The organism is Neobacillus nitrireducens, assembly GCF_030915405.1.
GTDB lineage: Bacteria > Bacillota > Bacilli > Bacillales > Cytobacillaceae > Neobacillus.
Genome location: NZ_CP133262.1, coordinates 1,948,285 through 1,968,263 on the forward strand (window position 1 = coordinate 1,948,285; position 19,979 = coordinate 1,968,263).

Consider the following 19,979-nt stretch of genomic DNA (forward strand, 5'->3'; position numbering starts at 1 on the left):
TTGATTAGTATAGCTACTATTTTGTGATTTTAATCCACTGGTAACTATAGTCTGGACCAAATGCATGGTGAGCAAAGCCTTTAACCTTTGGATTGATAAGAAGGTTAACTGAACGTTGGTAAAGTGGTGCAATTGCTGCATCATCTTCTAACAAGATTTTTTCTGCATCTTGAAGAGCTTTCCAACGATCTTGTGGCTTAGCTACAAGTTCTTCACTAGCTGATTTAATTAACTTATCAAATTCTGGATTACCATAATCCATGTGGTTTTGTCCGCCGCCTGTAACCCATAGATCCATGTATGTCATTGGGTCAGCGTAGTCAGGTCCCCAACCACCCATTAATAAATCGTAATCTTGAGCGTCTTCACGAGCGATACGAATTTTAAATGGTACAGCTTCAACAGTAATTTTTAATCCTGGTAAGTTTTTCTCTAATTGGTCTTTAATGAAGGCATCTGTTAATTTCGAAGTTTCAGTATCTTGACCAACATAAGTAAATTTCACTTCTTTAAGACCTGTTTCTTTAAGACCTTTTTCCCAAAGCTTTTTAGCCTCTTCTTTGTTAGTGCTTAAGTAAGTTCCAGCAGTATCACGGAAATCTTTACCGTCTAAGTATGAGAAACCTTTTGGTACAAGGAAATCTGCAGGGATTGATCCGTTTGCTAATACATCGTCTGTTAAAGCTTTTTTATCAACAGATAATGCAATTGCTTTACGGATGTTAACATTTTTCAATGCTTTGTTCTTTTCGTTCATTTTTAACCACCAGATAGATGGCTCTTGGTAACGTAGTAAATCTTTTTGTCCTTCAAATTGAGAAAGAATCGCAGCTTGTGCAAGCTTTCCTGTGATATCAGCTTCGCCTGCAGTGTATGCATTTGCAGAAGCTTGTGGATCTTTAGAAACGTTAAAGTTGATTTTCTCTAGAGTAACGTCTTTAGCATTTACGTAATCAGCATTCTTTTCTAATACCCATTCAGTTCCAGTTGGGCCATCCCACTTAGTCATCTTAAATGGACCATTGTAAAGTAGGTGAGTAGCATCTTTCGCATAGTTAGCGCCTTCTGCTTCAACAAACTTTTTGTTTTGTGGGTAGAACAATGGGAATGTTAGGTATGATTCGATGTATGGAAGAGCTCTAACTAAAGTGATTTCCACAGTATAATCATCTAATGCTTTAATACCTAAATCATCAAGTTTTGCTTTACCGGCAACAATTTCAGATGCATTTTTGATTTTGCCTTCCATGAAGTATGCGCCATATGGAGCAGCAACTTTCGGATCAATTGCACGTTGCCATGCAAACACAAAGTCATGAGCAGTAACTGGGTCACCGTTTGACCATTTTGTATCTTGTTTTAATTTAATTGTAATTACAGTTTTGTCATCATTGTATGTTGGTGCACCCTCAGCAACGCCAGGGATAACTTTTTGGTCGGGATCTAAACGATATAAACCTTCATTTGTAGCATTTAACATGGTGAAGCTTAATACGTCTTGAGACATTACGCTGTCCATTGATGGAATTTCAGCAGTTTCAAGAACATTAAGAACTTGTTCATCTGCTAAAGTTGTTTCCTCAGTACCAGCATTTTTATTGCCTTCATCCGTTTTCTTGCCTTCATTCTTGTTTCCGCCTGAACATGCTGCTAGAAACATGCTTAGAACTAGTGATAGTACTAAAAGTAGTGAAAGTTTTGATTTCTTCACTAGTAGACCTCCCTTTTCTATTATTCTGAAAAATTACTACATTCTCTATTATACATATTTTCTACCAATTGTACATTATTTTTTTGAAATTTATTTACAGATTGGCAACATTCTTTACATTTTCATTACGATTTCTTATGGTATAATTTGAACTTACACTAATTTTTAGTATAAAATATTTAAGTGAAAACCCTATTAAATTAATCTTTTGGAGGTTATTTAGTGAATTATCAACTTAAGAAAAGACTTGTTGTCTTGGCCTTATTACAACTTTTCATATTAATTGTCTCCATTCTTCTTGATCACAAAATCGCTTTGTTAATCTATATTAATATATCTTTTTATTTCACTTCTGCCCTTCTTTTATTATCTTTACTTCTATTTACTATTCATTCCGGTTTTTTTGATGCCATATCAAGGTCCTTCAGTTTTGCTTTTCAAAGAGGGCACAACAAACGAAGATTTGATGAAATACCTCCTCTCTCAGAACTAATTACAGTTAATCAGCGTCCATTAGTGTTTTACGGCATAGGAACTGGACTGTTCATGGGTATTGCTTTATTCTTTTATTATTTTTTGCAGACTTGAAATTAAATATGCAGTTCCTATATAATAATAAGCAATTGTATAGTACTTTAAAGGCTATGATAAAGAGTAGTACGTATTTCCCTTCGTCTTAGAGAGTTTGTGGCTGGTGTAAACAAACACGAATAAATACGGAATGGACTTTTGAGCCTCGGTCTGAACATTTAAAATGGTTAAAAAGTAGGATTTGACGTTTTCCTTGCGTTAAAAGGACTCCTGATTGTCTTGTTATGAGACGATCGTGGAATTGAGTGACTCATTTTTGAGTAATTTAGGGTGGTACCGCGAAACCATTCGTCCCTATTAGTTTTCCTGGGATGAATGGTTTTTTTATATATTCTTTTAGGAGGAAATTTATCATGAAAACAATTTTTTCTGGTATTCAGCCGAGTGGAACCATTACCCTTGGCAACTATATCGGAGCCTTAAAACAGTTTGTCGAAATGCAAAATGACTACAATTGCTTCTTTTGTATCGTGGACCAGCATGCGGTTACGGTTCCACAAGATCCAATAACACTTCGTAAAAATATTAGGAGTTTAGCGGCGTTGTATCTTGCAGTTGGAATTGATCCAGAAAAGGCTACATTATTTATTCAATCTGAGGTCCCAGCCCACGCACAAGCAGGATGGATGATGCAGTGCGTAGCATACATTGGAGAATTAGAAAGAATGACCCAATTCAAGGATAAATCTACTGGGAAAGAGGCTGTCCAGGCTAGTTTATTAACTTATCCACCTTTGATGGCAGCTGATATTCTCCTATATAACACGGATTTGGTACCTGTTGGAGAAGATCAAAAGCAACATATGGAATTAACACGCGACCTTGCGGAAAGATTTAATAAAAAATACAGTGACATATTGACCGTACCCGAAATCAGTATTCCAAAGGTTGGAGCAAGAATTATGTCCCTACAAGAGCCAACGAAAAAAATGAGCAAATCTGATCCAAATCAAAAAGCAAATATCACACCTTTAGATGATCCGAAGCAAATTGTGAAAAAGATTAAAAGTGCGGTTACAGATTCCGAAGGGATTGTTAAATTCGATAAAGAAAACAAACCCGGAATATCAAACTTATTATCAATATATTCGATCTTGGGTGGAAAATCTATTTCTGAAATTGAAGAAATGTATGATGGAAAAGGCTACGGTCAATTTAAAAGTGACTTAGCAGATGTCACAGTTAATTTCTTTAAACCAATTCAAGATAGATATTATGAGTTACTTGAATCTCCTGAACTTGATCGTATATTAGATGAAGGTGCTAAAAAAGCAAATCTAGTGGCTAATAAGACTCTTAAGAAGATGGAAAATGCCATGGGACTCGGCAGAAAAACTAGGAAGTGAAAAAAAGCCTGACCCACAAAAGATATGGAATCCATATCTTCTGGGTCAGGCTTTTAATTTACTTTCGGACCGTGCTCCATTTCCCATAGTTTTTCAAAAAATGGCTGCCCTTTTATTAGGTTTTCACAAAAGGTTTCGTGACGCTTAGACCATCCATACTTCGTTTCTTCAAATAACTGTTCCCACGCGGCTTCAAAATTTAATTCCTGTATAGTTGAATAATGCTCTGGACACCATTCTGTATACCAGTATCTAACTTCTGCTTCATTACTGGATGATAGCAATTGATCTAGAGCCATAAATAAAAGTTGTTTTAATTGGCGTTCTTTTCTTGTTAATCCTCTCATTAATTCTGGTTCAGGTGAGAGAATATGATAGTCCTTCATTTTCTCCTGCTCATAAAAGTGATATTTATTAGCCTCATGTTGAGAAATCATTTCGTACACCAATTGTTCCTGTCTAGGGATTAACCGACTTTTTCGAATTGGAATATTATAGCCGATTGTATCAATTGCCAAGATTCCAACTCCATCAGTTACCACGAAGCAATAGTCGAGTTGAACTCTCTCATGGTTTTTCCTTAAATAAGCTTTCTGAAAAATATCATCTAGAAGCTGCTGAGGTAATTCTGACAAATCATTTTCAATGTAATTAAACAATACTGGTTCAACTTTCAAAAGTGGTACCTGGTCTAACAATTCCACCCCGTCATCCTTACGCCATTCATGAAAGTGGCATACATTATAACCGTTTTCTTCCCCTTCAAACCAATTTACCCATACATCATGAAGATACAACATTCTACAACCCCTCACTTCAAGAATCTGTTTGTAAATCAGTATGGGCAGTCCTTAGTTAAATTATTCCTTTATATATATTTTACTCCAGTAACCATTACAAAAAAATCCACCACATTTATGGCAGATTTATCTTTTTGATTTTGGATTGAAGGCATCCTTTAGACCTTCGCCGATAAAGTTAATGGATAAAATGGTAATCGTAATAATTAATGCCGGTGGTACCCATATCCAAAGCTTAAATTGGAGAACATCCGGTTCGTTTGCTGAATTCAACATGTTTCCCCAACTTGGAATTTCCTGCGGAACACCAAATCCTAGAAAACTTAAACCTGTTTCAGCAACAATCATCGTAGCAAAGGTGATTGTCGCCTGAACAATAATTGTTGATAGAATGTTTGGAAGGAGATGTTTCATAATTACTTTAGCCGGTGAACAACCAATCGAAATAGCAGCAGTTATATATTCATTCTCTTTTTCTGCAAGGATTTTACTACGAACAATCCGCGCAATGCCACCCCAACTTAGCATGCTAATCGTTCCAATTAAAACCCAAAGCCCATTTACTTTTCCAAATAGAATCGCATTTAGGACGATTACGAAAACTAAAAATGGAAAGTTTAAGATAAAATCGGTAAACCTCATTAATATGCTATCAACAGTTCCACCGAAATATCCTGAAATTGAGCCAATCAAAGTTCCAAGGGCAATGACAAATAATGTACAACTTATTCCAACTAGTAACGATATACGGCCACCATATAGTAATCTTGTAAACACGTCTCGACCGGCTTTATCCGTTCCAAGCCAATGTTCAGCCGATGGCTCTAACGACATTTGTCCAATGTTAATTCTTGTAATATCTGCAGTGGTAATAAAAGGTGCAAGTATCGAAACAATAGAAACTATCATTAAAAAAATAAGGCTAATCATTGCAAGTTTATTTTTTATAAATTTCTTCCGCGCAATTGCCAAGGGAGAGAAACTTTTTTTCGGGGGTGTTACTAGCTTATGATTATTCTGTGTTACGATTTCCATTTTATCTCCCCCTAATCCAGCCTAATTCGTGGATCTACTACACCATATAGAACATCTGCAACTAAGTTGCCAATCAGTGTTAAGAATGAAAATAACATGGTCAATGTCATCAGAACTGGATAATCTCTTGTCCCAACAGATTGAAGAAATAATTGTCCAAGACCAGGATACGTAAATATTGTCTCGGTAATAATTGCACCACTTATAATGGCGACAATATCAAAACCTAAAAAAGTTATTAGTGGAATAATTGAGTTTCTTAAAATATGAACATTGTAGATTTTTTTTTCCGGGGTCCCTTTTGCACGAGCTGTGCGAACATAGTCTTTGCGGCTATTTTCAATAATATCGTTTCGTAAAAATTGAGTATAACTGGCTGTACTTAATAACCCAAGCACAACTGCCGGTAAAAATACATGGTGAAAACGGCTGAGCCACCATACGAATGTTCCATCTGTTACACCAATATCCACCGATCCATTGGATGGAAACCAACCTAACTTAAATGAAAAGAAAAATATGGCAAATACCCCTGCGATGAAGGATGGAATCGCTAAACCAATGTAGTTTAATCCTCCAATAAGGTTGTCCATCAACGTATATGGTTTTCGACCTGCATACGACCCCATAAAGAAAGCGAGGATATAAGTAATGAAGATGGCGGAAAGTCCCAAAAGTATAGTATTAGGGAGTCGTTCTCCAATAACCTCAGATACCTGTATTTTGAAACGTGTAGATTTTCCAAAATCCCCCTCCACGAACCCACTAATCCAACGGAAGTATTGCTGTGGCAATGGGTCATTATACCCCAACTTTTCACGCATATCAGCGATATACTCAGGATTTGTATTTCTTGGATCAATTTCTCCACTTAGAGAGTCACCCGGCATTAATTTTGCCAGCGAAAATACTACAATGGAGGTAAGGAGTAACATTGGAATCATTCCCAATATTCTTCGAAATGCATATTTCATCATGTGCATTCTCCTTGTCTATAAGCTATGTAAAGACAGAAGCTGTGTTTCTCGCCCAATCTATTCAAATGGGAGAAGCTAAGCCATCTCCCATTTGAAACCCAAAATTGAGTTGTTTGTATTAATCCTTAAAACAGATAGTAATGACCTTTAGGAAATTATAACTATTGTTTAATCCACCATTCATTTGGACGGTTCATTCCGGATACATCAAATTTTACGTCTTGGACCCGTTTACTGATAGCCATCGTTTCCTCTAGTTCAGCAATTGGTAATGCCGGAAGATCTTGCATGAATAGTTTTTGCCACTGGACATAAAGATCCTTACGCTTGCCGTTATCTGTTCCAACTACACTAATATCAAGTGCTTGATCCAATAATTTATCACTGTCAGCATTTACCCAGCGTGGATAGTTCCAAATTGCTTTTGATCCCCAAAGTGGAGTTGGGTCCGGATCTGTCCCCGTTGACCAGCCGCCAAAGAATACTTCCATTGATTTATCAGCTTTATCTAGCATTTCATAATAAAGGTTTACATCAGTCATCGTTAATTTCGTTTTCAAACCAACTTCTTCCCAATATTGAGTCATTGCCTTGGCACGTGCTTCAAACGTTGGGTTATCAGTGGCATAGTGGCTGAAGTTTACAACAAATTTCTTACCATTCGGATCTTCACGGAAACCATCACCATTAACATCTTTATATCCAGCTTCATCTAATAGGGCCTTCGCTTTTTCCGGATCATATTTGTATTGCTCTAATTCTTCATTAGGTGCAGCAATCCAATGATTGGTTGGAATTGGACGGTTAACTGGCTTTCCTACACCAAAGAAGAACGCCTTAACCCATTCTTCACGGTTGATTGCATAATACATAGCTTCACGAAGCTTCTTCTCTTGGTATTTAGGTTCATTCATGACATTTTTCTCGCCATCCCAAGTACCTAGTCTAAAACCAACATAGTAATAGCTTACACCGGGATAAGTTACAGCATTTACATTATCCAGGGCTTTTACTTGATCAATAATACTTGGATGGAAAGATGTCATATCAAGCGTTCCGTTTTTAAGTTCTCCAACAGAAAGGGATGGATCTATTACTTTAATAACCACCTTTTCAATATGCGGCTTACCGCCAAAATAATCATCAAAGCGTTCCATTTCTACAGATTCACCTGGAATAATCTTTGTAACTTTAAATGGACCTAAACCAACAGGTTTTGTACGAACTTGTTCAGAACCCATCATATCTTTTACGGCAAGGCCTTTAAATTCAGTACGATTCATAGGGTATGTCCAAAGATTATCCAAGTTGTTAACACGAGCTTTATCAAATGTAATTTGGATATGGTAATCATCTACTACCTTAATTCCAGCGATTTCTTTCGCTTTTCCATCATGATAATCCTGTGCACCCACGACATTTCTTACGTTATCAAAACGTGGACCATCATAATCCCTATCAGCAATAACTTTCAAAGCGAATTCCCAATCCTTTACAGATAATTCTTCGCCATTGTGCCATTTAACTCCTTGTTTGATTTCGAAGTCAAACACTTTATTGTCTGCTGTTTTCCATGAGGCGATATGCGGCTGGGCCTTTAAGTTCTCATCGTAATCGATTAGATTTTCATCAAAGAAATCTATTACATATTGATCAGTTGCATTTCCATAAAAAGAATAGTTAAATTTCCCCTCAGGTGCAGAATCCAGTGCATATACTAGTGTTCCGCCATCCTGTGGTTTCCCTGCTGTTTCGCTCGGTTTACCCTCGTTTTCATTTTTGGTTGTACCTGTTTTTTCTCCGCTGCTGCAAGCTGCTAAAAACGCAGCAAGAACAAGCATTAATGCTGCTAATATAAGCATACTTCTCTTTTTCATTTGTTTCCCCCCCTATTAACTTTGGATTAGTTACTGTCTATCTCCAACGCCCAGCTGCTAGTAAAGGTGGCAAGCTACTCGATGTGAGGGCTTCACCTCCTTTAATACTGGCTTGCGTCTGGAACATTCCTCCAATGCCATAGGGCAGCGCGGGTGGAATGTACATCCGGCAGGAGGATTGATTGGGCTTGGCACATCCCCTTTTAAAATAATCCGCTCCTTCTTCACCCTCGGGTCAGGAGTTGGAATTGCTGAAATTAATGCTTGTGTATACGGATGAAGAGGATTCGCGTATAAGCTATCTTTATCCGAAACCTCCACCATATTCCCTAGATACATAACACCAATTCGGTCACTCATATGTTTAACAACACTTAAGTCATGCGCAATAAAAAGAAAAGTAAGGTCAAATTCTTCCTGTAAATCTTTTAACAGGTTTAAAACCTGTGATTGGACTGACACATCAAGTGCTGAAACAGGTTCATCGGCAATAATTAATTTTGGTTTTAATGCAAGCGCTCTCGCTATTCCGATTCTTTGGCGCTGCCCCCCGGAAAATTCATGTGCATATTTGTAATAGGCATCTGGGGGCAAGCCTACTTTTTCTAACAAACCCATGACTTCCTGTTTTAACTCAGCCATGCTTTTTTTTGAAAAGTTATAAATAGGTTCAGCGATAATATCTCCAATCATTTGCATAGGATTCAAAGAAGCATACGGGTCCTGAAACACCATTTGCATATTTTTTCGAATCTCTCGAAGGGATTTACCAGATACTCTGGTGATATCCTTACCATCAAAAAGTATTTGGCCCTCGGTTGGTTTTAATAGCCGAAGAATAGTTCTCCCCGTAGTAGATTTACCACAGCCGGATTCACCAACAAGTCCAAGCGTTTCTCCTTTTTTTATCTCAAAGGAGATATTATCAACCGCTTTTACATTTCCAATTGTTCGTTTTAGAAATCCCCCTTTAACAGGGTAATAGGTTTTAAGATTTTTAATCTCTAATAGGTTTTCAGATTGTAAGGATGAATGGTCTCCCTGCTTATGTACTGAAACAATACTCATTTTCTTACCCCCTCGTTTGGCTTACTTGTTTCAAAGAGTAAACAGGCAACTTCGTGACCTTGTTCAACGTCTTCAAGTAAAGGGGTAATTGTTGTGCATTCAGGCATTGCTTTTGGACAGCGATTCGCAAAACGGCAGCCTTCTGCCGGCATATTTATTAGGGAAGGGACGATGCCTTTAATTGAACTTAACCTTTCTTCTTGTCCATCCATTTTCGGGATTGCCCCTAAGAGCAAACTAGTATATGGATGTTTAGGATTATGGAAAAGTGTATCCACATCTGTATGTTCTATAATTCTGCCAGCGTACATGACCATTACTTCGTCACACATTTCAGCAATAACCCCCAGGTCATGTGTAATTAAAATAACAGACATGTCATTAACTGCTTGAATATCTTTTAATAGTTCGAGAATTTGAGCTTGAACAGTAACATCGAGGGCTGTGGTTGGTTCGTCAGCAATTAATAATTTGGGTTGACAAGCAATAGCAATGGCGATCATGACTCGCTGCCTCATCCCGCCTGATAATTGGTGCGGATACTCATCAATGAGTTTTTCCGGCCTAGAGATTCCCACACTTTTTAATAAAGCGATTGATTTTAGCCGAGCTTCTTGTTTCGTAATCTTAAGGTGGTTAAAGAGGACTTCCTGGAGTTGATATCCAATTGTAAAGACTGGATTTAATGAGGTCATTGGTTCTTGAAAAATCATAGAGACATCTTTCCCACGCACTTTATTGATTTGCGATTCCGACATTTTCTCCAGATTTAATCCATCAAAAATGACTTCACCTGATTTAATTTTTCCGCTCTCTTTTGGCAATAACTTGATAATGGAGAGACTCATAACAGATTTACCGCAACCCGACTCTCCTACAATGCCGACAATTTGCCCCGACATTACTTTAAACGAAACATTATCTACTGCATTATAATCAGTTCCATCAATATCAAAAGAAGTTTGTAAATTTTTCACTTCGAGTAGTGGGGCCTCTTTGTGCAGCTTTTTTTTTGTGCTCATAGTACACCCTCTAACGTTTAAAATTATTCTATTTATTCAGTATATTCAAATAAATTTTATTATGTAATTGTAATATTTGCAAGATTTTTTTGTACAACTACCTGTTAGTGTTAACTAATATTAAAAAAAGCCCGATTTTACTGGCTTTTTTTGTTGAGATTATAAAGGTTTTCAAGATACCTTAGCGCAGGATACGTAAATGATAGTTTTGTAGAAAAATTTTTATTTTCGTAAAAACGTTCAACAATATTATATCCCACAGCATAACCTAGTAGCTTTGGCAGCCTTCCGACCCCGTAAAGTAATTCATCGTGCTTTCTTTCATGTTTTTTTGTATTTAGCTGTTCTTTCAAATATTTCTCCCAAAAATTTAATAGTTCCTTTTCTTTATACATACGACACCAATCGGCTAAATATTCCCGTCCACAATATTTTAAAACTGCATATTCAGCTAAACCTTCTATAATAATTGAATCAAGCAAGCTATATTCTTCGATCCTTTTCCCTAACATTCTAAGTCGGCAGACATGGTGGTATTCATGAACGAGCAAGGCCTCTACCTCTTTTGGGTCATCATAATTAGAGAGAAAGAGAAACATTTTATCGGGGAAAGAAACGCCAGCTTTACTTTTTACTTCTCTGAAAAAAAATCCACCAGATTGGGCTACTGGAAAAAGAAAGACTGGTATATCCGGACCATGCCACTTTTGCTTATATTTATTAAATAGTTGTTCCACTTTATCCCAAGCATTTTGTTCTATTAACCAATCGAAATTTTCTAAGGCAGACCTAGATGGCCGGTACATCCCAAAATCCACTAATTGATTGTAAATTTCCTTAGGTTTTTGTCTCTTAAAATAAGGCATTAATTTTTCACAAATTTTTAAGGGACTATCAAATTCCTCCTCTAACCATTGATCAGTTCGAATGATTCCCATCACTTCACCCCATTTACCTTCAATTCACCCTCTGATCAGTTTATTACTAATCACAAGAAGGGGTTCTTGTGATTAGTATCAAAAAAAATCGACCAGATTTCATCTCTGGTCGATTGGTTTACTTATTCGTATTTTTTGAACACAATTGTTGCGTTGTGTCCGCCGAAGCCTAGTGAATTACTCATGGCTGCTTTAATTTCCTTCGGACGTGCTTGATTCGGTACATAATCTAAGTCACATTCTGGATCTGGTGTTTCATAGTTAATAGTTGGCGGAAGCATGCTGTCTCTTATCGCTAATACCGAAAAGATTGCTTCTACACCACCGGCCGCACCAAGAAGATGTCCGGTCATCGATTTAGTTGAACTTATTGCTAATTTATAAGCATGCTCTCCAAATACTTCTTTAACGGCAAGGGTTTCAAACTTGTCATTATACTCTGTACTTGTGCCGTGCGCGTTTACATAATCAATTTCCTCAGGTTTTAACCCGCCATCATTGATAGCCATTTTCATTGCACGGGCACCCCCCTCACCACCTGGTGCTGGTGCAGTAATATGATAGGCATCACCAGTTGCCCCATAGCCGACTATTTCAGCATAAATTTTTGCACCACGTGCTAAGGCATGTTCAAGTTCTTCTAGAACAATAATCCCTGCACCTTCACCGATAACAAATCCATCACGGTTTTGATCAAATGGTCTGCTCGCCGTCTTTGGATCCGGATTTGTGGAAAGGGCAGTGTTTGCACAAAAACCTGCAACAGACATTTTTGTAATTGGTGCTTCTGCTCCACCTGTTACCATTGCATCTGCATCGCCGCGTTGAATTACTTTGAAGGCATCACCAATCGAATTTGTTCCTGTTGCGCATGCAGTTACCGTACAAGAATTAAAACCTCTTGCACCGAGTGTAATGGAAACTTGTCCAGTTGCCATATCTGGAATTAACATCGGTACAAAGAATGGACTTACACGTTTATATCCTCTTTTTTGGAAAATCTCAAATTGTTGTTCAAAGGTTTCCATTCCGCCGATCCCCGAACCAATCCATACTCCCACACGATGGGAGTTATCTTCGTTAATTGTTAAGTTTGCATCCTTCACTGCCATTATTGCCGATGCAACTGCAAATTGTGTAAAACGGTCCATTTTGCGCGCATCTTTTCTTTCCATAAATGCTTCAGGATCAAAATCAGTTGATTCTGCGGCAACTTTTGCCGGATATTCATCAGCATTGACTCTCTTCATCGGGCCAATCCCGGATTTGCCTTCTAATATGTTTTTCCAAGTTGTTTCGGCATCATTTCCAAGCGGTGTTACTGCACCTATGCCTGTTACTACAACTCTGCGCTTTTCCATTTTATCTATCTCCTTCATCTTTTTCCATATTGATATTTTCAACTTACTTTAACCTGCTTGTTTATTTCTGCTCCATGTGTTTCTTATTTTCCCCACCTGATAGCAATGGCTCCCCATGTTAAGCCACCGCCGAAACCGACCATAACAATGAGATCATCATCTTTAATTCTTCCCTCTTCCAAATCTTCCACAATCGAAATTGGAATCGATGCTGCAGACGTATTACCATATTTATTAATCGTTTTGGACATTTTTTCGACAGGTAGCTCTAATCTTTGTCTAGATGCTTCCATAATACGAATATTAGCCTGATGTGGAATTAAGAAATCGACATCATCTTTTGTCAGGCCTGCTTTTTCGAGAACATTGATGCAGCTTTCCCCATTTGCCTTACAGCAAATTTGAACACTTCTCTACCATTCATAATTATATATTCATCCTGGTAAAGGTGTTTTGCCCCCGTACCATCTGCTCCAAGCTCAAAGGAAAGAATTCCCCGATTTTCTGAAACAGGGCCAATAATGGTAGCACCAGCACCGTCTCCAAATAAGACTGCTGTATTGCGATCATTCCAGTCAGTTACTTTAGAAAGCTTTTCTACGCCAACCACTAATACATATTTATAAACTTTAGACTCAATAAATTGTTTAGCAGTCACAATTCCGTACATAAATCCCGCACATGCTGCACTAACATCCATTGCTGCTGCCTTTTTTGCCCCAAGTCTTTCTTGAATTCTACACGCAACCGAAGGAAAAGGAGTATCAGGTGTAACTGTTGCCACCAAAATTAAATCAATCTCTTCTGCAGTAATTCCAGCATCTTGAATGGCCTTTTTAGCTGCTTCAAATGCCATATCTGATGTATTCTCATCATCAGCTGCAATTCTTCTTTCTTCGATCCCTGTCATCGTACGAATCCATTCATCAGAGGTATCCATTATTTTTTCCAAATCCTTATTGGTGACAACTTTCTCTGGTAAATATCTGCCGATACCAACAATACCTGCTTTCATAAGATCCAGCTCCTTTTTTTTTCACAATTCTCTATATCACAAAGTTTAATATCAATTATTATGACTTGGTACTAATTTTATCAAATAAAACCTATTTTAAGCAACTGTTTCTTCACATTTCTCCCTCTGCTAAAGGACAATCTTTTACAAAAGAAATAAGCTCCCGATTTTGAGAGCTTATTTCCTCTTTATATTTCTTTTCGCCCTTCAGCCAGACCAAGTTCATAGGCTTCTTGCATGACCTTTGTAAAAAGATTCATAAAGGGCTCGATTAATTCCATTGATAAATCCACACCAGCCCTATCCAATTGTTCCTTTGCTTCTGGTAAGTATTTCATTGCAATCTGCATAAATTGTAATGTATTATCTTGACTATTCATATGTACTGCTCCTTCAATTTCTCATTTTGGCAATTTTCCTGTTTCCTTATAGATGTCAATTTGCTTATTTATCTTTTGAATAAATTCTTTATTTACATTGGGACTATATTTACCAAGTGAAATAACATTATCTTGAAAATCATAGGAAAGATTACCTGATTTTAATAACCCTTTATTGTATTGCCCTGCCACTATTTCATATAATAGATCGACCTGTTGTACGGTACTTGTAAGTACCGTAGATTCACCTAAATCTGATTGATCAGAAACGTATCCTATAACATACAATCCCCGTTCTTTCACCCTTTCTATTACTGGTACATTATACCCGTCACCGGCAGGGTAGATGACATCAATTCCCTTATCCATCATGTCATTTGCTAATTGAACTGCCTTTATTTCATCATCCCAATTTCCAACATATTCTATACTAACGTTTGTGTTTTTATTTTCTGCCATTGCCCCTTGATAGAAGCCTTCAATCTCCGGCTGCCATTCATATGCGGCTATAACACCTACATTTTGTGTTTTTGACATATGTGCTGCGACCATTCCACCAAAAAACCCCATCGCGTGACCTTTAAAATTCAGACTTGTTGTATTCTTGTTTTTAGCATCACCATTAAAACTTATAAAATGGATATTAGGATATTCAGATGAAATATCATTAAAATACTCTGCATATTCAGATCCATGACCAAAGATTAAATTTACCCCTTTTTGGTCAAATTCTTCAACAGCACGCCGGGCAATAGCTTCTGAATTCATACCTTCTTTATAAAACACATCTACATTAATATTCTTTTGAATTTTCAACAAGCCATTAAATCCCTTTGTCCCCCATACCTGGTCATTGACCGTTTCGGGTACTAACAATCCAACCTTTTTTATTTTACCTGCAGGTTTTGTCTCTCCACAGGCTCCAAGTAAAAAGAGGCATAAAAGTATCATTCCGAAACGGTATATCATATTACGCATCTCCTCTATCCTATTGCCATTCCTATACATGTTTCCTTTACACTTATAATTTACTTGACCAAGGACCATAGGTATATGACTCTATTTTCCAGTTTTATTCTAACCTTTCAACAAATAAATGAAAAGATAATTTTCCACTAGCCAACTAAATACATTATCTTACAAACGATTGGCATACAAGCGTTGAATATGTTCTATTTGTGTAATGATAGACTCTGCAATTGGACTAACCTTTTTTACAGCTACTTTTTCAAGTGGATCGTTATCCTCTATTGGTCCATTGCTATTTAACAATGCCTGATTTTCATCAATATTTAGATATTCTGCGCACCTATCCCAATGATCTTCATTTCCGCTTTCAATCAAGTAACTGCCCGGTCTCCCGCTCTCTATGATTTCTAACATGGATTCGATAGCGTCATCAACAAAAAGACAATCGTTAGTCCATTCCCGTATATCAGTTATTAAATTTACTTTTTTGTATTTCGAAACAATGGCTTGTTGAAACAAAAAAGCTGATGGCTGCCATGGACCATAAATAGCAGGTAGGTACAATAATTGGATATTCGTTGCTAATCCTTTTATATTCCCTATAAACCCCTCTATTTCTTTCCCCCTAAATGTTCGAGTAAGCATTTGAATAGGTAGAATAAAAACAATTTTTGCTTTGTTTTTGTTCCCCTCTACAAATTGAATGATTGGCCGAGTAACTTCCTCCATTTGTAAAATTTGTTCTTTTTTAAGCATAAATAGGTCATATATTGAAAATATTAGCCTTGAACTACTGATTTCATGTTGCTCATTTTTACGCCACTCGATTAATGATTGTTCTAAAAAGTTTGCATTCCGACCAACTTCAAGCCTTTTCTCATCAATAAAATGTATATTATCAGGATTTTCAATATGAACACCCTTGACCTCGATTCCTTTATTCAGCAGGTGCTTACCAACATGAAAACCGACAAAGTCGAACATTCCAAAAATAATTGCCTTGTCCATAAAATCTTCCTCCCCATCCTAACCTTATTGAATCCTATGCACATCGATAAGGAAATATTTCTTTTTGGGGAGGACCAGACTATAGGTCTGATTCATGGCTGTTGAAGAACTTAATCATCATATTTCCAAGCTGTGGTTTTTTTTCAGGGAGAATAAATGTAGGGTTTATATCTGAATCACTAATAATTTGGTGATATAGTTTCGATTGATTGTATGATTTTCCTCCTGCCAAGACATGAATTATTTTAACCGGACATTCAAATTGAAGATTAACTTTATCTTGGCTGCTAAAAACATTGTTTTCAATCACTTTTTGGTCCATTTGATAAGCTGCAACTAATTCTCTCATTAACTTTTTATAAAAGAATTTATGTTCCTTTTCTTGTTCAAGATGGTCTTTTAAAGAAATGATTGGGTTGAGCAGAATAATCGATCTTATACGCCCTTTCATTTTTTCCAGTAGTCTTATCGCAACCAGTGCACCCATACCTTCAGCTAAAATATGGATTTTATTATTAAGAATTTCACTTCTTATTACATGGTGGTATAATTTCTCGGCAAGTTCAACTGCAACATCGCTCCCCCAGTTGCGTCCATAAAGATTTGAGGAAAAAATGGTGTACCCTTTTTCTTTAAGCTGGTTAACAATAGCTAGCCTTCCTTCATTTTGTATCCAAAAACATTTGCTTTCATCTACAAAATGTCTTTCATCTCCAATGATTAAAACCCCAAATCCTGTAGGCTTTTCAGGGTAGTGAAGAATATTCCATTGGGTATCCATCTGAAAGTTACGATTTTCCATAGATAAATCTCCTTTTACATATTTCCTCACGGTATTGTATGCTGTCTCATTAAAGATGAAAGGGGGTTTGCCTATTTATAAGATATTATAGTTTCACTTTATCATTTCAGAATCATATGATAATATTAATAAAGATGTAAAACAGGTTAGAGGTGAAGAAATATGCGATTTTTTTGGACCTTTTTCTGGTCATTTCTATTAGTGCAAATGCTTACATATGTAGTAAGTTCAATGACTCCAGGTGCTGAATATGAATTTATGCCTGCAGCTATCGCTTCAGTTGTTGTGACAATCTTAATTTTCGTTGTAACTACTGTGATTCCAAACGAACCTGCTGCAAAACATTAAGAAAAAAGGTCATCCTTTCAAACGGATGACCTTTTTTCTTTAATGATTTTTAGTAAACAGATACTAGAACCTCACCATTGTTGATATTTATTTCAACTTTCGACTGATCATGTACCCTGCCGGCAATAATTTCACGGGCAATCTTTGTCTCAATATTTCTTTGAATAAATCTTTTTAAAGGCCTGGCCCCATAAATAGGATCAAATCCGTTAACAGCAATAAATTCTTTTGCATCCTCGCTAATATGAATATCAATTTGTTGATGTTTTAACCGATTTTGAAGCTCCCTCATCATTTTGACGACGATATTCTTTATTTCATCTATTGATAGTGGCTTAAAGAGGATGGTCTCATCGATTCGATTTAAAAATTCAGGACGGAAATGCCCCCTTAATTGACTCATTACTTTCTCTCTTACTGAATCAGAGATTTCAACCTCATTATCATTTCGTTCAAGTAAAAAATGCGAGCCAATATTAGAGGTCATAATGATAACCGTATTTTTAAAGTCAACTACACGCCCTTTAGAGTCAGTAATTCTTCCGTCATCAAGCGCTTGTAAGAGAATATTAAACACCTCTGGATGAGCCTTTTCAATTTCATCCATTAAAATAACAGAATAAGGTCTTCTTCTAACCGCTTCTGTCAACTGTCCGCCTTCCTCATAGCCAACATAACCTGGAGGAGCACCAATCAAGCGGGACACAGCATGCTTTTCCATATATTCAGACATATCAATCCGAATAATTTGTTCTTCACTATCAAATAAAGATTCAGCCAACGCTTTCGCAAGTTCAGTTTTCCCAACACCTGTTGGACCTAAAAATAAAAATGATCCAATGGGTCGATTAGGGTCTTTAATTCCAGCTCGCGCTCTGAGCACGGCATCCGCTACTAAATTTACCGCCTCATTCTGGCCGATGACTCTTTCGTGTAGAATGGATTCTAATTTTAAGAGCTTTTCTCTCTCGCCTTCGACTAGTTTAGCAAGTGGTATACCTGTCCACCTTGATACAATATTAGAGATTTCTTCCCCTGTAACTTCTTCTCGCAGTAAACGTTCGTCCTTGGCAGTCGCCGTTTCGAGTTCCTTTAACTCTTTTTCTGCTAACGGAATCTGACCATGGCGAAGTTCTGCAGCACGGTTTAAATCATATTTATCTTCTGCTTGTTGAAGCTCCCATCGAAGTTTTTCTAATTGTTCTCGTTTCTCCTGTAACTTCTGTATACTTTGTTTCTCCTGGAGCCATTTTGCCTTCATTTCATGGGCTGATTCTTTTAAATCCGCTAGTTCTTTTAGAAGAGAATCCAGCCTTAACTTGCTCCCTTCATCCACTTCTTTACTTAATGCTGCTTCTTCAATTTCTAATTGCATCACCCTGCGAGTTACTTCATCTAATTCGGTAGGCATGGAATCTATCTCGGTTCGTATGAGTGCACAAGCTTCATCAACTAGATCAATGGCCTTATCCGGTAAAAAACGATCAGTGATATAACGGTCAGATAGTGTTGCTGCCGCTACCAAGGCATGGTCATGAATTTTAACGCCATGATGCACCTCATATCGTTCTTTCAAGCCTCTTAAAATGGAAATCGTATCTTCAACGTTTGGTTCTTGGACCAGAACCTGCTGAAATCTACGTTCAAGTGCAGGATCCTTTTCGATATATTTCCGGTGCTCATCAAGTGTGGTTGCTCCAATACAATGGAGTTCACCACGTGCAAGCATCGGCTTTAACATATTGCCTGCATCCATTGCACCTTCCGTCTTACCTGCCCCGACAATCGTATGAATTTCATCTATAAATAACAATATTTGTCCTTCACTTTTCTTGATTTCATTTAAAACAGCTTTTAATCTTTCTTCAAACTCACCTCTAAATTTTGCTCCGGCGATTAACGCACTCATGTCCAATGAGAATATTGTTTTATCCTTGAGACCTTCCGGTACGTCTTTCCTCACGATCCTTTGTGCCAAACCCTCTACAATGGCCGTTTTCCCTACTCCAGGTTCACCAATTAAAACTGGATTATTCTTTGTTTTTCTCGATAATATTCGAATTACATGACGGATTTCAGAATCACGGCCAATCACTGGATCCATTTTTCCTTCTTTAACCTCTGCAACAAGATCCCGGCCATATTTTTTTAGGGCTTCATATCCCGCTTCTGGATTTTGTGATTTCACTCTCTGGTTCCCCCTTATATCTTTTATCGCGTGCAAAACTTTGTCAGGTTGAGTTCCAAAAGTTTGTAAAAGCCTCTGCATTTCTGATTCATTCGAGTTGACTGCTGCTAACAGTATATGTTCAACCGATAAATACTCATCTGAATACTTCTTGGCAAACTCCTCGGCACTTACAAAAAGTTTTTGCAGCTTTGCTGTGATATATAGTTTCCCTTGTTCTACCCCGCTTCCAGTAACCGTTGGTTTTTTAGCAAGGGCAGCAGTAAGGTGGTCTCTTATTTTTTCAGATGGAATTCCTGCCTTTTCTAATATGGATAAAATAAGGCTATCCTCTTGTTCCATTAAACATAAAAACAAATGGGGTTCATCAATCTCTTGATGATTTTTTTTGACAGCTAATGACTGTGCATCCATCAGTCCTTTTTGTAAACGTTCTGTCATTTGATTCATGTCCATTTTAACAGCACCCTCTTTGACCATTTTTGACCTTTTCTTTTATTATAAAACTTCGATTGAAAAAAGTAAATTTTTGCAAAGAAGAAA

At 37.2% G+C, this 19,979-nt stretch carries 17 protein-coding genes, 1 pseudogene and 1 other annotated feature; of the genes and pseudogenes, 3 read left to right on the forward strand and 15 right to left on the reverse strand.

Annotated elements, in window-relative coordinates; translation table 11 throughout:
- Nucleotides 1-16: 16 nt before the first annotated feature.
- Nucleotides 17-1,711 carry a peptide ABC transporter substrate-binding protein gene (locus RCG22_RS09405; RefSeq protein ID WP_308106626.1) on the reverse strand — a complete coding sequence of 565 codons (1,695 nt, stop codon included), beginning with the start codon at nucleotides 1,709-1,711 and terminating at the stop codon, nucleotides 17-19.
- Nucleotides 1,712-1,933: 222 nt separating this feature from the next.
- Between RCG22_RS09405 and RCG22_RS09410 the strand changes: the two genes are divergently transcribed.
- Together RCG22_RS09410 and trpS are read left to right on the forward strand one after the other, a co-directional pair.
- A complete protein-coding gene (locus RCG22_RS09410; RefSeq protein ID WP_308106627.1) occupies nucleotides 1,934-2,299 on the forward strand; it encodes a DUF3899 domain-containing protein in 366 nt (121 codons plus the stop codon).
- Nucleotides 2,300-2,346: 47 nt separating this feature from the next.
- Nucleotides 2,347-2,601: a binding site (T-box leader), on the forward strand.
- A 51-nt stretch (nucleotides 2,602-2,652) separates the two neighbouring features.
- Complete coding sequence (gene trpS, locus RCG22_RS09415) at nucleotides 2,653-3,648, forward strand: tryptophan--tRNA ligase (RefSeq protein WP_308107118.1); 996 nt, start codon at nucleotides 2,653-2,655, stop codon at nucleotides 3,646-3,648.
- 53 nt (nucleotides 3,649-3,701) lie between these two features.
- Here the strand turns inward: trpS and RCG22_RS09420 are convergent, their stop codons facing one another.
- From RCG22_RS09420 to RCG22_RS09480, 13 genes and pseudogenes are all read right to left on the reverse strand, one after another.
- Nucleotides 3,702-4,448, reverse strand: a complete 747-nt coding sequence (locus RCG22_RS09420) for a YjbA family protein (RefSeq protein WP_308106628.1) — start codon at nucleotides 4,446-4,448, stop codon at nucleotides 3,702-3,704.
- Between the two features lie 126 nt (nucleotides 4,449-4,574).
- Nucleotides 4,575-5,483, reverse strand: coding sequence for an oligopeptide ABC transporter permease (gene opp4C / locus RCG22_RS09425; protein WP_308106629.1), 909 nt, complete (start codon nucleotides 5,481-5,483; stop codon nucleotides 4,575-4,577).
- An 11-nt stretch (nucleotides 5,484-5,494) separates the two neighbouring features.
- A complete protein-coding gene (opp4B, locus tag RCG22_RS09430) occupies nucleotides 5,495-6,460 on the reverse strand; it encodes an oligopeptide ABC transporter permease (protein WP_308106630.1) in 966 nt (321 codons plus the stop codon).
- Nucleotides 6,461-6,621: 161 nt separating this feature from the next.
- The gene (gene opp4A / locus RCG22_RS09435; RefSeq protein WP_308106631.1) at nucleotides 6,622-8,337 is read right to left on the reverse strand and encodes an oligopeptide ABC transporter substrate-binding protein; all 1,716 of its coding nucleotides are present in this window, start codon (nucleotides 8,335-8,337) and stop codon (nucleotides 6,622-6,624) included.
- A 57-nt stretch (nucleotides 8,338-8,394) separates the two neighbouring features.
- The gene (locus RCG22_RS09440) at nucleotides 8,395-9,405 is read right to left on the reverse strand and encodes an ABC transporter ATP-binding protein (RefSeq protein WP_308106632.1); all 1,011 of its coding nucleotides are present in this window, start codon (nucleotides 9,403-9,405) and stop codon (nucleotides 8,395-8,397) included.
- Nucleotides 9,402-10,427 (reverse strand): ABC transporter ATP-binding protein, encoded by a 1,026-nt coding sequence (locus RCG22_RS09445; RefSeq protein ID WP_308106633.1) that lies wholly within the window; start codon nucleotides 10,425-10,427, stop codon nucleotides 9,402-9,404. Before RCG22_RS09445 ends, RCG22_RS09440 begins: the two co-directional genes overlap by 4 nt.
- 137 nt (nucleotides 10,428-10,564) lie before the next feature.
- Nucleotides 10,565-11,365 carry a DUF2268 domain-containing putative Zn-dependent protease gene (locus RCG22_RS09450; protein ID WP_308106634.1) on the reverse strand — a complete coding sequence of 267 codons (801 nt, stop codon included), beginning with the start codon at nucleotides 11,363-11,365 and terminating at the stop codon, nucleotides 10,565-10,567.
- Between the two features lie 122 nt (nucleotides 11,366-11,487).
- Nucleotides 11,488-12,726: a beta-ketoacyl-ACP synthase II gene (gene fabF / locus RCG22_RS09455; protein WP_098260906.1), complete on the reverse strand. Its 1,239-nt coding sequence runs from the start codon at nucleotides 12,724-12,726 to the stop codon at nucleotides 11,488-11,490.
- Between the two features lie 83 nt (nucleotides 12,727-12,809).
- Nucleotides 12,810-13,741, reverse strand: a pseudogene (locus tag RCG22_RS09460) (beta-ketoacyl-ACP synthase III).
- 188 nt (nucleotides 13,742-13,929) lie between these two features.
- Nucleotides 13,930-14,121 carry a ComZ family protein gene (locus tag RCG22_RS09465; protein WP_066252115.1) on the reverse strand — a complete coding sequence of 64 codons (192 nt, stop codon included), beginning with the start codon at nucleotides 14,119-14,121 and terminating at the stop codon, nucleotides 13,930-13,932.
- Between the two features lie 21 nt (nucleotides 14,122-14,142).
- On the reverse strand, nucleotides 14,143-15,090 hold the full coding sequence (locus RCG22_RS09470; RefSeq protein WP_308106635.1) for a BMP family ABC transporter substrate-binding protein: 948 nt from the start codon (nucleotides 15,088-15,090) through the stop codon (nucleotides 14,143-14,145).
- Between the two features lie 168 nt (nucleotides 15,091-15,258).
- A complete protein-coding gene (locus tag RCG22_RS09475; protein ID WP_308106636.1) occupies nucleotides 15,259-16,098 on the reverse strand; it encodes a hypothetical protein in 840 nt (279 codons plus the stop codon).
- Between the two features lie 79 nt (nucleotides 16,099-16,177).
- Entirely contained in the window at nucleotides 16,178-16,900 is a 723-nt protein-coding gene (locus RCG22_RS09480; protein ID WP_308106637.1) for a lipase family protein, read from the reverse strand.
- Between the two features lie 162 nt (nucleotides 16,901-17,062).
- Between RCG22_RS09480 and RCG22_RS09485 the strand changes: the two genes are divergently transcribed.
- Nucleotides 17,063-17,248, forward strand: a complete 186-nt coding sequence (locus RCG22_RS09485; protein WP_098260900.1) for a YjzD family protein — start codon at nucleotides 17,063-17,065, stop codon at nucleotides 17,246-17,248.
- A 49-nt stretch (nucleotides 17,249-17,297) separates the two neighbouring features.
- Here RCG22_RS09485 and clpB read toward each other — a convergent pair whose 3' ends face one another.
- The gene (gene clpB, locus RCG22_RS09490) at nucleotides 17,298-19,892 is read right to left on the reverse strand and encodes an ATP-dependent chaperone ClpB (RefSeq protein WP_308106638.1); all 2,595 of its coding nucleotides are present in this window, start codon (nucleotides 19,890-19,892) and stop codon (nucleotides 17,298-17,300) included.
- Nucleotides 19,893-19,979: the final 87 nt, after the last annotated feature.